Origin of the sequence: Lysobacter antibioticus (assembly GCF_001442535.1) — a bacterium.
GTDB lineage: Bacteria > Pseudomonadota > Gammaproteobacteria > Xanthomonadales > Xanthomonadaceae > Lysobacter > Lysobacter antibioticus.
This window is the reverse complement of record NZ_CP013141.1, coordinates 801,460-815,870: the sequence shown is the minus strand read 5'-3', so window position 1 is coordinate 815,870 and position 14,411 is coordinate 801,460. Positions and strand designations below refer to the sequence as shown.

Annotated in this window: 9 protein-coding genes and 1 pseudogene (1 of these 10 running past the window's edge); 3 read left to right on the top strand and 7 right to left on the bottom strand. The window is 67.5% G+C overall.

What is annotated here, in order from left to right:
* Positions 1–1,035: pseudogene (locus GLA29479_RS03365) on the top strand (homoserine dehydrogenase family protein) (it extends 10 nt beyond the left edge of the window).
* A 1,357-nt stretch (positions 1,036–2,392) separates the two neighbouring features.
* Here the strand turns inward: GLA29479_RS03365 and GLA29479_RS26045 are convergent.
* Positions 2,393–4,450 carry a glycosyl hydrolase family 18 protein gene (locus tag GLA29479_RS26045; RefSeq protein WP_057970777.1) on the bottom strand — a complete coding sequence of 686 codons (2,058 nt, stop codon included), beginning with the start codon at positions 4,448–4,450 and terminating at the stop codon, positions 2,393–2,395.
* Between the two features lie 1,225 nt (positions 4,451–5,675).
* Here GLA29479_RS26045 and GLA29479_RS03355 point away from each other — a divergent pair.
* Positions 5,676–6,125 (top strand): hypothetical protein, encoded by a 450-nt coding sequence (locus GLA29479_RS03355; RefSeq protein WP_144436330.1) that lies wholly within the window; start codon positions 5,676–5,678, stop codon positions 6,123–6,125.
* A 44-nt stretch (positions 6,126–6,169) separates the two neighbouring features.
* On the opposite strand, the gene GLA29479_RS03350 is transcribed toward GLA29479_RS03355, so the two are convergent.
* The 6 genes from GLA29479_RS03350 to GLA29479_RS03325 form a co-directional block, all read right to left on the bottom strand.
* Entirely contained in the window at positions 6,170–7,459 is a 1,290-nt protein-coding gene (locus GLA29479_RS03350; protein WP_057970775.1) for a cytochrome c, read from the bottom strand.
* Positions 7,456–8,043, bottom strand: coding sequence for a (2Fe-2S)-binding protein (locus tag GLA29479_RS03345; protein ID WP_057970774.1), 588 nt, complete (start codon positions 8,041–8,043; stop codon positions 7,456–7,458). The genes GLA29479_RS03350 and GLA29479_RS03345 overlap by 4 nt, the downstream gene beginning before the upstream one ends.
* Positions 8,040–10,913, bottom strand: coding sequence for a xanthine dehydrogenase family protein molybdopterin-binding subunit (locus GLA29479_RS03340; protein ID WP_057970773.1), 2,874 nt, complete (start codon positions 10,911–10,913; stop codon positions 8,040–8,042). The genes GLA29479_RS03345 and GLA29479_RS03340 overlap by 4 nt, the downstream gene beginning before the upstream one ends.
* 136 nt (positions 10,914–11,049) lie before the next feature.
* The gene (locus GLA29479_RS03335) at positions 11,050–11,775 is read right to left on the bottom strand and encodes an alpha/beta fold hydrolase (protein ID WP_057970772.1); all 726 of its coding nucleotides are present in this window, start codon (positions 11,773–11,775) and stop codon (positions 11,050–11,052) included.
* The gene (locus GLA29479_RS25155) at positions 11,772–12,431 is read right to left on the bottom strand and encodes a hypothetical protein (RefSeq protein ID WP_082638250.1); all 660 of its coding nucleotides are present in this window, start codon (positions 12,429–12,431) and stop codon (positions 11,772–11,774) included. Before GLA29479_RS25155 ends, GLA29479_RS03335 begins: the two co-directional genes overlap by 4 nt.
* Positions 12,432–12,438: 7 nt before the next feature.
* Positions 12,439–13,842 carry an L-serine ammonia-lyase gene (locus GLA29479_RS03325; RefSeq protein ID WP_057970771.1) on the bottom strand — a complete coding sequence of 468 codons (1,404 nt, stop codon included), beginning with the start codon at positions 13,840–13,842 and terminating at the stop codon, positions 12,439–12,441.
* Between the two features lie 148 nt (positions 13,843–13,990).
* On the opposite strand from GLA29479_RS03325, the gene GLA29479_RS03320 reads away from it, so the two are divergent.
* Positions 13,991–14,239 (top strand): glutaredoxin family protein, encoded by a 249-nt coding sequence (locus tag GLA29479_RS03320; protein WP_057973047.1) that lies wholly within the window; start codon positions 13,991–13,993, stop codon positions 14,237–14,239.
* The last annotated feature ends 172 nt before the right edge of the window (positions 14,240–14,411 follow it).

Genomic DNA, 14,411 nt, shown 5'->3' with positions numbered 1-14,411 from the left:
TCGGCACCGGCACGGTCGGCGGCGCGGTGATCCGCGCGGCTGGCGTCGTGGCGCGGCACCGCGCTCGGCGAACGCCTGTCGCTGGTGCACGTGGCGAACTCGCGGCGTGCCGCGGTCGGCCTCGACGGCCTTGCGCCGGAACAGGCGGTCGCCATCCTGGCCGATTCCTCACAGGCCAGTGCGCTGAGCGATATCGCGTCAGCGCTCGAAGGCGACGGCGCACGGGTGGTGATCGATGCGACCGCCAGCGAAGCCGTCGCCGAACAGCATGCGCAGTGGCTAGCGCAGGGCATCCATGTCGTTACCGCCTGCAAGATCGGCCAGGGCACTTCCTTGGCGCGCTGGCGTGCGATCCGCGAAGCCTGTGCGCAGGGCGCCAGCGGTTATGGCGACAGCGCCACCGTCGGCGCCGGGCTGCCGCTGCTGCGCAGCCTGCGCGAACTGCAGGCCGGCGGCGACCGCATCCACGCGATTGCCGGCGTGCTGTCGGGCTCGCTGGCCTGGCTGTTCAATCATTACGACGGCATGCGCCCGTTCTCGGCGCTGGTGCGCCAGGCGCGCGATGCCGGCTACACCGAGCCCGACCCGCGCGACGACCTGTCCGGCGAAGACGTGCGGCGCAAGCTGCTGATCCTTGCGCGGGCCGCCGGCGTGGCGTTGGACGCCGGCGACGTCGAGGTGTCCTCGCTGGTGCCGCCGGAGCTGGCGATTCTGTCGCGCGACGGCGTCGACGCTGCGTTGCCGGCGCTCGATGCGTCCTTGCGCGAGCGCTATGCCGAGGCCTACAAGAACGGCGAAAAGCTGCGCTTCATCGCCCGTCTCGAACGCCACGACGACGGCCGCGTTTCGGCGCGGGTCGGTCTGGAATCTTTGCCGGGCGATCATCCGTTGGCCGGCGGTGCGGGCACCGACAACAAGGTCGCGATCTGGTCGGATCGCTACAAAGTCCAGCCGCTGGTGATCCAGGGGCCGGGCGCGGGCGCCGAAGTCACCGCCGCCGGCTTGTTAGACGATGTATTGCGTCTGGTGGGGTGATTTTTCCGCGCGGCAGCGCTCCTTGCAAGGGCAGGTGAGGGGTCCCACAGGGATTTCCTACGGTTACAAGTCGCGACCGCGGGACGCAAAGAGGCAGCAAGGCCGATGTCGCTCATCGAAGCGGCGTGCTTTCGCAGGGTAGGAGCGGCGCAAGCCGCGACCGCGTGGTTTCGGTCTTGCGGCGAATCAACTAAGCAAGATCAGGATCAAACGCCAAAAGCTTCCGCCACTAAAGCGGCGGGTTACTTTCTTTTGTCATAAGCAACAAAAGAAAGGTAACCAAAGAAAAATGCTTTTCTTTGAATCACCAGCCCGCACGAGCGATGCTGACGCAGGGATTTTTCATACGGGACATCCCTGTCCCGATGAAAAACGGCCTGCATCCATGCAGGCCGCCCTCCGGGTCTTCGATTGCCTTCGCTAGTGCGAGACGACGCATAGCAATAGCAACAGCAACCGCAACCGCAACCGCTACGGCGGCTCGGTCGGGGTGTTGGGGTAGGGGCGGCGTCCGACTGGATTTCCTTCGCTAACAGGCCGCGACCGCGAATCAGCAGCTGGCGGCGCGGGCGACCGTGGTTGCGTGGTCGCGGCTTGCGCCGCTCCTACCCTTGGAGCGAGATTCGCGGTTGCGGTTGCGGTTGCCGAGATTTTGATCTGCTTTGCCGCTTTTCCGGTCAAGTGGAGACCCGGAGGGCGCCGCACAGGACGTGCGGCGTTTTCCGATAAGACAGGTACGTCTTATCGGAAAATCCCGGCGCGGGCGTCGCACTCGTGGCCTGTGCCCTTGCAAGGAGAGCCCTTTTCTTTGGTTACCTTTCTTTTGGGCTTAGCAAAAGAAAGTAACCCGGCCGCGTCAGCGGACGGAAGCTTTGCCGTTGCCGTTACCTAACGGAAAGTTGCACAACGAGACCGGTGTGGCGCGGTCGCGACTCGCGTCGCTCCTACCCCGCGACAGTCTGTGGCTTCTATGAGTGACGACGGCGGCGCAGCCTCTGCACGTCCCGCGGTCGCGGCTCACGCGGCTCCTACAAGGGCGTCCTGCGGAAAGACCGGACCCGATCACGCGCCCCAAAAAACGAAATCGGAGCGCCGATCGGGGGGATGATCGGCGCTCCGTTGCATATCACCGCGACGTATCGCTCGCCGCGGCTTTGCAAAACTGTACCGAGGACGCGCCAAGCGGCGTGCCTTCGTTGAACCATGCCTCATGGAACGATTGCGACCTTGCACCCAGGGGTGCGATGCGCGATTCGATGTCCTGATCCGCAAACCCCCTCCCGCGAGGGGAGGGGGCATTGCCGGATGCGGATTACTTCATGTCGTCTTACTTCATGCCGTCTTACTTCAGGCCGTCTTACTTCAGGCCGTCGCTGACCGCGGTGGCCAGGCTGCCCTGGGCGTCGTCGCCGCTGAACTCCCAGAAGAACGCGCCGCCGAGGTTCTGCGCCTTGACGTAGCTCATCTTCTGCGTGACCAGCGCCGGGGTGTCGTAGCTCCAGAACGTGGTGCCGTTGTACTTCCAGGTCGCAGTGGCGTTGGCGTCGGTGTGGACGGTGCCGGCGAGGTTCTTGAGGACCTTGTAGTCCTCGATGCCGGCTTCGTAGGTGCCCGGTGCCGCGGTGCCGCTCTGGTACAGGCCGTTATTCACATTCGGCACGTTGGTCCAGCCGCGGCCGTAGAAGCCGATGCCGAGGTTGAGCTTGGAGGCCGGCACGCCGCGCGACAGGAAGGCTTCGATGGCGTCGTTGGAGTTGTAGAACTTCTGGTCGCCGGTCGAAGGATCGTTCGGCGAGGCGAACAGGGCGGAGTGATGGTTGGTCTTCGGATCCCACGCACCGTGGAAGTCGTAGGTCATCACGTTGATGAAGTCGAGGTACTGGTGATACGCGGCCGGGTCGGTGACGCGGATCTTGTCGATGCCGGCGCCGACCGCGACGGTCAGCAACAGGCCCGGACGCACCGCATCGAGCTGCTTGCGGAACTCGGCCATCAGGCCGTTGAAGTTGGCCTTGTCCTCCGGCACGCCGCAGGAGATGCCGCAGGCGACCGGGTATTCCCAATCGATGTCGATGCCGTCGAACACGCCGGCTGCCGCGCCCGGGCCGCCCGCACCATCGGTGACCGGCAGGTTGCCCTTGATGTAGGCATCGACGCACGAGGCCACGAAGGCCTGGCGGTTCTCCGGACGCGCCGCGCTGGAGAAGCCGCGCGACCAGGTCCAGCCGCCGAGCGAGATCAGCACCTTGAGGTTCGGGTGCTTGGCCTTGAGCTGCTTGAGCTGGTTCCAGTTGCCGCGCAGTTTCTGATCCCAGGTGTCGCTCGCGCCGCTGACGCTTTCGCCGGCCTGGAAGGCCTTGGTGTAGTCGGCGAAGGCATCGCCGCCGACGCCGGTGTTCGGATCGGACGGAATGGTCAGGCCGACTTCGCAGCGGTTGTTGCGGACGTTGCCGAAGGCGTAGTTGATGTGGGTCATCTTCGCCGCGGAACCGCTGGTGTCGATGTTCTTGACCCGGTAGCCGCGACCGTAGATGCCCCACTGGACGAAGTAGCCGATCACCTTCTTGTTGCCGCCCGGACCGGTCGGCTTGGTGGTCGCGCTGAACGATGCGCTCTGCGCCGAGGCATTACTGGCGTTGTCGCGCGCGCGCACGGTGAAGCTGTAGCTGGTGCTCGCGGCCAGGCCGCTGCTGACGTAGCTGTTGCCCGTCGGCGAGCCGACCAGGCTGCCGTTGCGGTAAACGTCGTAACCGGCCACGCCGCTGCCGCCGGCGTTGTCGGTCGATGCGTTCCAGGCCAGCGCGATGCTGCTGGAGGTCTGCGACGGCGAGGACAGGCCGCTCGGCACGCTCGGCGGCGTGGTGTCGGTCGGGCCGGCGCCGACGGTGATGCTGACCGCGGCCGACGTGGTGGTCGCGTTCTGGTTGTCCTTGGCCACCGCGGTGAAGCTGTGGTTGCCTGCGGTCGCGTTGCTCCAGCTAACGCCATAGGGCGAGCTGGTGTCGACGCCCAGCGAGGCGGTGCCGCGGAAGAATTCGACGCTGGCGATGCTGCCGTCGCTGTCGGCGGCGTTGGCGCTGACGGCGATGTTGGCGCCGGCGTTGTAGTTGGCGCCGTTGCTCGGTGCGGTCAGCGAAACGGTCGGCGATTGATTGCCGGGACCGGTGCCGCAGACGCCCAGATCGACGTACCAGCCGCAGCTCGGGCAATGCGTCGGCGGCGTGTTCCAGATCTGGGTGGCGGCCTGGTAGAGGTGGTTCTGATACGTCAGCTTGTCGCCGGCGTTGTAGATCGTGGATGGGTTCCAGGCAGGAACCCCGGTGCAGGACGCGCCCTGCGCATACGCCGTCGATAGCGACGACGCGGCGAGCATGGCGGACAGCAACAGCAGGTTGGCGGACCGTGCGTGTCTCATGATGCTTCCTCTCTCCCGTGCATAGTCAAGACAGTGCCGGCCATGACCGGCCAGCGGCAGTTCCCCGCCGTGTTTGAAGAAAGGCCGTGGCCTTCCGTTCTGCATGGGAGGCTCGTGCCTCCTCGAGTGATCGGCGCTCGCGCCGTCGTGCGCTGTGCTGCGGTCCTGCGGCGTACTGCCGCCGTGGCGGCGCGACCGGTGCGATAGGCCGGTCGTACGCGGTGTCGCTGTGCGGCTGGGCCGCGATCCCTCGGCATCCTCCCTGCGATGACGCTGCGTTGGGTACGCCCGGACGGGCGCCTGCTCGCTGGTGGGCAAACTGGGCTCGCGTGACAACGTTGTCAACTCGTCATTCAAGCCTTTGCGCTGTGGTTCACAGAACGGCATGACAACGTTCGCCGAATGCGAAGGAATTTGCTGCGTCGCAGCGCGAAACGAAACTTGTTGATCTTGAAAAACAGTGACATAGAGCGATGTCTTAAGGACATTGAGGTTCATCGCAGGTCATTGCCGACCATGCCGACGCGCTATGGCGCGGCGCAACATCGAGATTGCGCGAGATTGCGGCGGCGCGAGGATCGGCGCGGCGTCGTCTTGGGAAGCCCACTGTAGGAGCGGCGCAAGCCGCGACCGCGCTGCGATGGCCTTGCGGCGCCTCTTTCAAGCAAGATCAGGATGAAACGCCAAAAGCTTCCGCCACTAAAGCGGCGGGTTACTTTCTCAGTCATAAGCAACAAAAGTCCGTCTGGATTCCCTTCGGTCAAAGGTGACCAAAGAAGTTGCTTTCTTTTGAATCACAGGCCCGCACGTTCGTTGCCGACGCGGTGATTTTTCATACGGGACATCCCTGTCCCGATGAAAAACGGCGCGCATCCCTGCGCGCCGGCCTCCGGGTCTTCACTTGCATCGCGTGCACGATGCCGCGCACAGCAACCGCAACGGTGACGATGACGTAATGGCAGCGGTAATCGTGCGGCTGCGATGGCTTAGGGGTAGAAGCGGCGTCTGACTGGATTTCCTTCGGTCACAAGCCGCGGCCGCGGAGCGCCGCGAGCGCTTCGATGAGGCCGCGATTGAAACGCTCGGGCGCTTCGACTTGCGGCGAATGGCCGAGCCGACGCCCGGCGACAGCATCGAGAACTGTTACAAATCGCCTCAGCGCTTGCCGCTATAGTCCAGGGCATGCGGTCCGCGCGGACCGGCCACCAGGGGACGAGCTATGGACTTGCGACTGTCGTGCGCTGTTGCGGTATGCGGCTTGATGTGGGCGATGCCGGCCTTGGCGACGCCGCCGGTGATCGTCGAAGCGCCGAGCTGTGCGCATCGGAAGCTCGATACGGTCGAGATCGAAGCCGGCAGCCGGGTCAGCGAGGGCACGATCGACCGTATGCCGACGGCGGTGAGTTACCGGCTCGCTTTCAACCGTCTCGCCGAGGTGGCGCAGGAAAAAGGCGCCAATGCGGTGGTGCTGCGCGGCCACCGAGCGACCTACTTCACCCGCGATGGCCGACGTTCGAAACAGGCCGTGCATGCGCAACTGCGCGGCGCCGCGATCTTTATCGAAGGCGACCCGGCAGACTGCGCGATGAAGCTGGTCAGCCCGCGCGATTACGCCACGCGTCACGACGATCCCCGCATCGTCGAAACGCCATCGACCCAGGCCTACGACGATTGAGGCAGGCGCGCACGCGCCGCCCACGACTTAAGCGCAGGCAGGCCTCAACGATGGCCTGACTCCGGCGTTGCCGCACGCAGCGCGCGTACCCGATCGGCCGGCACCGGCTCGTCGCGGCCACCGTAGCGGGCGCGCAGCCAGGCGGCGAGTTCGGCGACTTGAGCGTCGTCGAGCTGATCGCCGAACCCCGGCATCTCCTGCATGCGTTCCAGGCCTGGGAGGTCGTGCTCCGGCAAGCCGTCGAGGATGGCGACGATCAGGTTGTGCGGGTTCGCATCGCGCAGGCTGCTGTTGCCGTGCAGGGCCGGGGCGACGTGCGGCACGCCTTGGCCGTCGCGGCCGTGGCAACCGGCGCATAGGGCGAAATAGCCATCCTGCGCAGGCGAGGGGGCGGCTGCGGCGGTCGGGCGCGCAAGCGCCGTGGCGGGGTGGGGCGAATCGCCGCTGAGATAGGTCGCGATGGCATCGAGGTCCTTGCCGTCGAGCCGGCTGGTCGACAGGTTCACCACCTTGAGCATTTCGTCCGAGGCCACCGCTGGCGCCGCGGTGCCGGTGGCGAGGTAGGCGCGCAGGCTGGCGCGGTCCCAGCCTCGCGCCGCCAAGCCTGTCGGGGTGAGGTCCGGGGCGGCATAGCGACCAAGGCGGTCGTTGCCGGTCAACGGACGGTCGCGATCGACCTGGCCGAGCCAGCCGCGCGGGCTGTGGCATTCGCCGCAATGGCCGAGCGTTTCGACCAAGTATTCGCCGCGCTTCCATGCCGCCGAGCTGCCTTGCGAGGCGGGCTGGGCGTCGGCACCGGCGAACAGCAGGTTCCAGGCATGGATGCCGGTGCGGATGTTGAAGGGGAAGCCGACGCCGTTGGCGCGGTTCTCCTGCTGCACCGCCGGGCGCGTCATCAGATAGGCGTAGATGGCATCGCTGTCGGCCCGCGCCAGGGTCTTGTAGGACACGTAGGGCATGGCCGGATACAACTGGTGGCCGTCGCGCGCCTCGCCGCGGGTGATCGCATGGAAGAATTCGTCGGCGCTGTAGCGGCCGATGCCGGTCTGCGTATCCGGGGTGATGTTGGTGCCGTGGATGACGCCGAACGGCGAGGCCAGCGGCACCCCGCCGGCGAACGGCGCGCCGCCGTCGGCGGTGTGGCAGGCCGCGCAATCCGCGGCCGCGACCAGGTACCGGCCGCGTTCGATCTGTTCGGCGCTGGCCTGGACCTGCACGGCCGGGCCGCGCTGATACCAACGCTGCACCAACCAACTGCCGACGATCCAGAGCAGCACGATCGCCACGATCGCCAGCGCCCAGACCAGCAGACGTTTCCAGCGGCGCCGGCTCATGGCGTGCCCTCCCGCGGCTTGCGCGCGGCCTCGGTGTCGCGGACTAGACCGGGCGTTTCCAGCACCAGTTGTTTCACCGCCTGGTAATAGCGCACGTAACCGGTGCAGCGGCACAGATGCGGATCGAGCGCCTCGGTGATGGTGTGCTCGACCTCGCTGTGGGCGATGGGCCGCTTGGCCAGGCGTTCGAGCAGGACCGTGGCGGCGTTGACGAAACCGGGCGTGCAATAGCCGCACTGGAAACTGAAATGATCGAGGAAGGCCTGCTGCACCGGCGACAGTGCCTTGAGCCTGCCGGTGTCGTCGCGCTCGGCGTGGCCTTCGACGGTGCGGATGCGCTTGCCGTTGAAGTAGTGCGCGCCGGTGATGCAACTGCGCACTTCGCGCGGCCCGTGCTCGTCGTCGACGATGACCGTGCAGGCGCGGCACACGCCCTGGCCGCAGCCGAAGCGGGTGCCGGTGAGGCCGAGATATTCGTGCAGGACATCGACCAGCATCATGTCCTCGGGCACGTCGACCGGCCCGTGGCGACGACCGTTGATGTCCAGCGCGAGCGGGCGGGTGCGGATCGGCGAGGCGCTCATACGCGGGCCTCCCGGGCGGCAGCGGCGGTTGCGTCGGCATCGGCAGCGGCGGCGAGGATCTTGTCGGGGGTGACCGGCAGTTCGCGGAAACGGTGGCCGGTGGCGTGGGCGATGGCGTTCACGATCGCCGGCACCACCGCGATCATCACCACCTCGGCCATGCCTTTGGGCGCGTCGGTCTGCGACAGCGGCGGCAGGATGTCGCTGCTCTGCCGCCACACCGCGACGTCGTGCGCGCGCGGCAGGGCGTAGCGGTTGAAGTTCCAGGTGCCGTTGCCGGGGCCGTCTTCGTACAGCGGCAGGAATTCGTGCAGGGCATGGCCGATGCCCATCGCCAGGCCGCCCTGCAATTGGCTGGACACCAACTCGGGCACGATCGGCGCACCGCATTCGAGGATCGAATGGTGGTCGAGCAGTTCGACCCGGCCGGTGGCGGTGTCGACCGCGACTTCGGCGATGGTGCCGATGGCGCTGTAGTAAACGACGCCGGCGTTATTGCGTTGCGGAGATGGGTAGAACACGCGCGTGCGTTCGACCATGCGGTAGCCGTTGGCGGTCGCCGTCCCGGGTCGGGATTCGCCGGGCGGCAGCTCGCCGCCGTCGCCCCAGCGCAGGGCCAGACCGTCCAGCGGCAGACGCGCGTCGTCGCCCAGCGGGAATTCCGCCTCGGCCCATTGCCAGCGATTGAAGGTGTGCACGATCGCGCCGGTGGCGAGGCCCAGTTCGTAGGCCTTCGCAGCGAGTTGCCGCAGGTCCAACGGCGCCAGGCCGCCGGCGGTGAGTCGGCCTTCGACCCAACGCGCGTCCTCGCGCCGTATCGCCAGCGGCGAGAGTTGGCCGCCGCCGAAACCCTGGCTCCAGATCGCCTGAGCGGCTGGCCACAGGCCTTGGGTGAACAGCAGCCGCGCCGCTTCGCGGGTGGCGTGACTGAAGAAATACGCCGAATTGCTGGCGCTGCTGGGGCTGGCGTAGTTGGGCGTCCAGCGCGGATCGCCGACGTGGGCGTCCTGCACCGCGGCCGACATCAGCCAGGGATCGTCGGTGGCGAACATCGGCAGTTCGCGCCAGTCGGTTTCGCCGGTGCGGATCTCGTCGGCGGGCCGACCCAACCATTGCGCGCAGACCGCGGCCTGGCTGGTGGCCATGCCGGTGCCCATCTCGATGCCGATGTGGCGCAGGACGATGCGGCCGCTGCGGTCGAGCGCGACTTCGGCGAACGCGGCCTCGGCGCCGGTGCCGTAGTCCTTCTGCACGCAGCCGAAGCCGACCCCGTAGCGCTTGCCCGGGTGCGCTGCCTCGTACTCGCGCTTGCGCGCCGCGCGCTCGGTCCACAATGGATGCTCGCGGGCTTTGCGCAGGATTTCTTCGGCGCGTTGCAAGCCGCCGGGGATCGCGCCCTGGGTGTTTTTCATGCCGGTGGCGAACACGTTGCGCAGGCGCAGTTCGATCGGGTCGAGCCCGAGTTCGGCGGCGACCTCGTCGACCAGCATCTCGGTCGCGCCCATGCTTTGCAGGGTGCCGTAGCCGCGCGCCGAACCGGCATCGAGCGCATGCGAGGCGATCACCGTGCTGGCGAGGTCGCTGCGCGGGAAATAGTAGATCGACTGCGCCGCGGTCGCCGCCACCAGGCAGACCGAAGGCGAGAAATTCATCCGGCCGCCGCCGTCGCCCTGCATGCGTCCCTGGAATACCTCGAACTTGCCGCTGGCGCGATCGAGCTTGAGCCGGTAGCGCATGCGGAAGCTGTGGCGCTTGAGGCTCGACTGGAACTGTTCGTAGCGGTCGTTGGCGAGCCGCACCGGCCGGCCGTCGCCGTACAGCGCGGCCATCAGCGCGTAGAACGGGTAGGGGTTGTGGTCCTTGGAGCCATAGCCGACGGTGTAGCAGGGATGCAGGACCAGGCGCTTCACCGCGAAGCGGCTGGCGGCGAGCATGCGCGCGCCGTCTTCGGCGACTTCGTTGGGCGACTGGGTCGCCGACACTGCGTGCAGGGTGCCGCTGGCGGCGTCGAACCAACCGTTGCCGTTGTCGAGTTCCATCGCCGCGGTGTCGATGGATTGCGAGAAGTACTCGCGCTCGAATACCTGTTTGCCGGCGCCGGGCCGGTCGAGTTCGGCCGCGATCGCCTCGGCATGGGCCATGCCCTGGGCATCGATCGCGCCCATGGCATCGGCCAGCGGCCACTGCGGCGTCTGCTTGCGGTAGCCGGACGGGAACAGCGGACTGTCCTTGAGGCTGGAATACGCGTCGTCGTCGAACGGCGTCGTGCCGCCTACGCGCACGTAACGGAAGCTGGCCCAGGGCGCGCGTTCGAGCAGGCCGCTGTGCGCGCCCCAGCGGATCAGCTCGTCGCGGAACTTGAGCCGGCTCTTGGCGGCGCGGAAGCGGGCGAAATCGTTCCAGATCAGCAAGGCTACGGCCTGGCCCAGATAGGCCGGGGTCTTGCCGGCGGGCAGCAGCATGTCCTCGCCGTAGAACTTCGGAAAGGCGACGCCGTCGCGCAGCAGGTCGGCGGCGGTGACGATGCGGTCGGGCTGCAGGCCCGGGTCGAGCGAGGACAGGTCGAAACCTTCGAACACGCGATCGGCGCGGGTGACCCGCAGCAGCATCGCGTGGGCCTGTTCGGGCGGCCAGCCGGGCAGGTCGCGCGAGCGCATGTCGTAGCTGAAGAGCTTTTCGCCGGTGACCTTGGCGGTGGCGTCGCTGCGGTAGCGGATGTGCCCGGTCTTGGCGTCCCAGGGCAACGGCCGGATGCGTTCGCGCTCGAACAGAGCGGCGATGGCGGCGCTGCCCGGGGCGGCGATGTACACCGTGATCCCGGCCACCAGGCTGCCTTTGAGGAAGTCGCGACGGCTCAAGCGGGCTGGCATGGAGGTGACTCCGGCTGGCGCTGGCCGATAGTAGTCACATGTTGCAGGGCAAAATGCGGTGAAATCGCGCGGTCGTCGCAAACGGTGCATGCCGCTCGCAGGGCGAGGCGCGGGCTGCGCCGTCGCGGGCCGGGCCTCAGTCGCCGCCTGTATTCGCGAACTCGTCGTGCCAGGCGCGTACGGCCGCCGCCGCAGCGGGCGCGTGGGCCTGCAGCAGGAAATGCGGCGCGTCGATCTCGATGCAGCGTGCGTCAGGCCGGGCCTCGCCGATGCTTCGCCAACTGTCGGCCGAGACCAGCCGGTCGCGGCGCGCGCGCAGGTACAGCAGCGGGCAGGCGATCTCGGCCAGCGCCGCGGTGACGTCGACCGCGCCGCCTTCGCGCAGGCGATGGCGCATCACAGCCGGGTCCAGCGAAGCCAACAGCGGGCCCAGGCGCGCGCGCCACTGCGGCGAGGACCAGCGGCCGAGCATGGCCGTCGCGACCCAGCGCGTCGGCATGCGGGCCAGCGGCAGCAGCCCGGCGAGCCGCGCCAGCGTTGCCGCGTTCAAGGGCGAGCCGGGCGGCCGCGGCGCCCGCGCGAACGAGGCGCACAGCACCAGGCCAGCGAGACTCGGCGGCTTCGATGCGGCGAGGCGGATCGCGATGGGGCCGGAGAACGACTCGCCGATCAGCAAATAAGGTTCGTCGGTCGGCAACTGCGGGCGCACCCGCGCGACCAGTTCGTCGTAGCCCAGCGGGCGGTCGCGCGGGTACGCGATCACTTCGGTGGCGAACTCCGGTGCCATCGCCGCGACGAAGTCCGACAACAGCTCGCCGGTACCGTCCATGCCGGGCAGGACGATGCAGCGCATCGGCGTCATGCGCGCTTGGGCGGTGACGATAAGGCGGCGAGCCGGTCGAGCGACTTCAGCATCAGCGGGCGATGGCGCGCGAGTTTCATCCAGGTCGGCAAGCGGGAGATCATGCTCCTGTTGGTTACGCCCCGGCGTTCGCGCTGGTCGGCGGCGATGTAGCGGCGCAGTTCGTCGAGGTGTTGCGCGTTATAGACCCACAACAGGCCGGCTCGGGTCGTTTCCACCAGTCGCAGCGGCAGACCGAAATGCGGGTCGAGCCCGTCGCGTCCACGCCGCCGCACGGCGTCGATCTTCACCTCGCTGCTGCGCGTGCAGATCGGGCATTGCACCGGCAAGGACTCGTCCAGATGCATCGACGAGCACTCGTGCACGTGCCGCGCCTGCGCCGAAGCGGGGCGCAGCCGATCGATGCGCAGCCATTGATGGCCGCAGTAGCCGCAGGGCCGTCTTCCATGGACGCAGACTTCGCCGAACCAGTCGCAACGTTCGCTGCGGGCTTCCAGCGCGCAGTGCGCGCAGACGAAGAGCGCATGCCATTGCCGGTCGCGCCAATCGGCGCGCACGACGCCGGCCTGACCGCAGCGAGGGCAGGACACCTCGATGCGATCGGCGAAGACGCCGAGGCTCCGGCCTTCGTCCCGGTGCCGGAGCGGCGCGCTCATCCTCGCCTCAGCACTCGATGACGTTGACCGCCAGGCCGCCGCGCGAGGTTTCCTTGTACTTGTCCTGCATGTCGCGGCCGGTGTCGCGCATGGTCTTGATGACCTTGTCGAGGCTGACCTTGTGCTTGCCGTCGCCGCGCATGGCCATGCGGTAGGCGTTGATGGCCTTGACCGCTCCCATCGCGTTGCGCTCGATGCAGGGAATCTGCACCAGGCCGCCGATCGGGTCGCAGGTCAGGCCGAGGTTGTGCTCCATACCGATCTCGGCGGCGTTCTCGATCTGGCTCGGGGTGCCGCCGAGCGCGCCGACCAAACCCGCCGCGGCCATGGAGCAGGCCACGCCGACCTCGCCCTGGCAGCCGACTTCGGCGCCGCTGATCGAGGCGTTTTCCTTGTATAGGATGCCGACCGCGGCCGCGGTCAGCAGGAAGTTGCGCACGCCCTGCAGGTTGGCGCCGGGGCAGAAGCGGTCGTAATAGTGCAGCACCGAGGGAATGATGCCGGCGGCGCCGTTGGTCGGCGCGGTGACGACGCGCCCGCCTGCGGCGTTCTCTTCGTTGACCGCGAGTGCGTACAGGTTGACCCAGTCGAGCACGGTGAGCGGATCGCGCATCGCCGCTTCGGGCTTGCTCGACAGCTCGTCGAACAAGGCCGGCGCGCGGCGCGAGACATGCAGGCCGCCGGGCAGGGTGCCGGTTTCGCGGATGCCGCGCGCGACGCAGGACTGCATCGCGTTCCAGATCGCGTCGAGGCCGTCGTTGATTTCTTCGGTGCTGCGCCAGACCCGCTCGTTGGCCATCATCATCTCGGCGATGCTGAGGCCGCTGCGTTGCGCCTGCGCCAGCAGCTCGTCGCCGGAATGGAAGGGATAGGGCTGATCGGTGGTGTCGGCGACGATGCGGTCTTCGGCCGCTTCGTCCTGGTTGACCACGAAGCCGCCGCCGACCGAGTAGTAGTCGCGCGTGGCGATGACCTCGCCGGCCGCGTCGTAGGCGGTGAAGCGCATGCCGTTGGTGTGGAACGGCAGCTTCTGGCGCTTGTTCATGATCAGATCGTGCTTCTCGTCGAAGCCGATCTCGTGGCGGCCGAACAAACGGATGCGCTTGGTGCTGCGGATGCGTTCGAGCGCGGCCGGGATGATGTCGGGATCGATCAGGTTCGGCCAATGGCCTTCCAGCCCCATCAGCACGGCCTTGTCGGTGCCGTGGCCGCGGCCGGTCAGCGCGAGCGAGCCGAACACTTCGGCGCGCACGCGCGCGGTGCGGGCAAGGTCGGCACCTTCGGCTTCGCTGTTGCAGCCTTCGATGAGCCAGCGCTCGATGAAGCGCGCGGCGGCGCGCATCGGGCCGACGGTGTGGGACGAGCTCGGGCCGATGCCGATCTTGAACAGGTCGAAACTGCTGACTGCCACGGGCTTGCTGCTCCAACGAAGGAAGAAGTCGGACGATGCTGGCGGACCGCGCGCTGCCGGCATCCGGACGGCGATGCCGCGACAGGCGCGGAGCCGCTTATTCTACCCGGGTCGACCTGTTTCCGACGCCATACTGCGCCGCATTGCCGTGACCACGACCGTACCCGTCCTGACCCTGTTCCAGCGCGACGACTGCCACCTGTGCGACCTCGCGCTGGAGGTGCTCGCGCAAGCCCGCGCGCCCGAGTTCGAGAGCGTCTTCATCGACGAAGACGAGCGATTGGAGGCCTTGTACGGAATGCGGGTGCCGGTTTTGCGCGATGAGGCGGCCGGGGTCGAGTTGGATTGGCCGTTCGATGCGGCGGCGGTGGGGGTGTTGCTGGGGCGCGCGGGGTGAGGGGTGATCGCCTACTTGCGTCTGTTGGTAGCGACTGCTGCGAGTGCCTGCGATCCAAAGGGTAGGAGCGGCGCAAGCCGCGACCGCGCTGTGAGGAACTCGCGGCGCTTATATCAAGCAAGATCAAGATCAGGATCAAACGCTTAAAGCTTCCGCCACTAAAGCGGCGGGT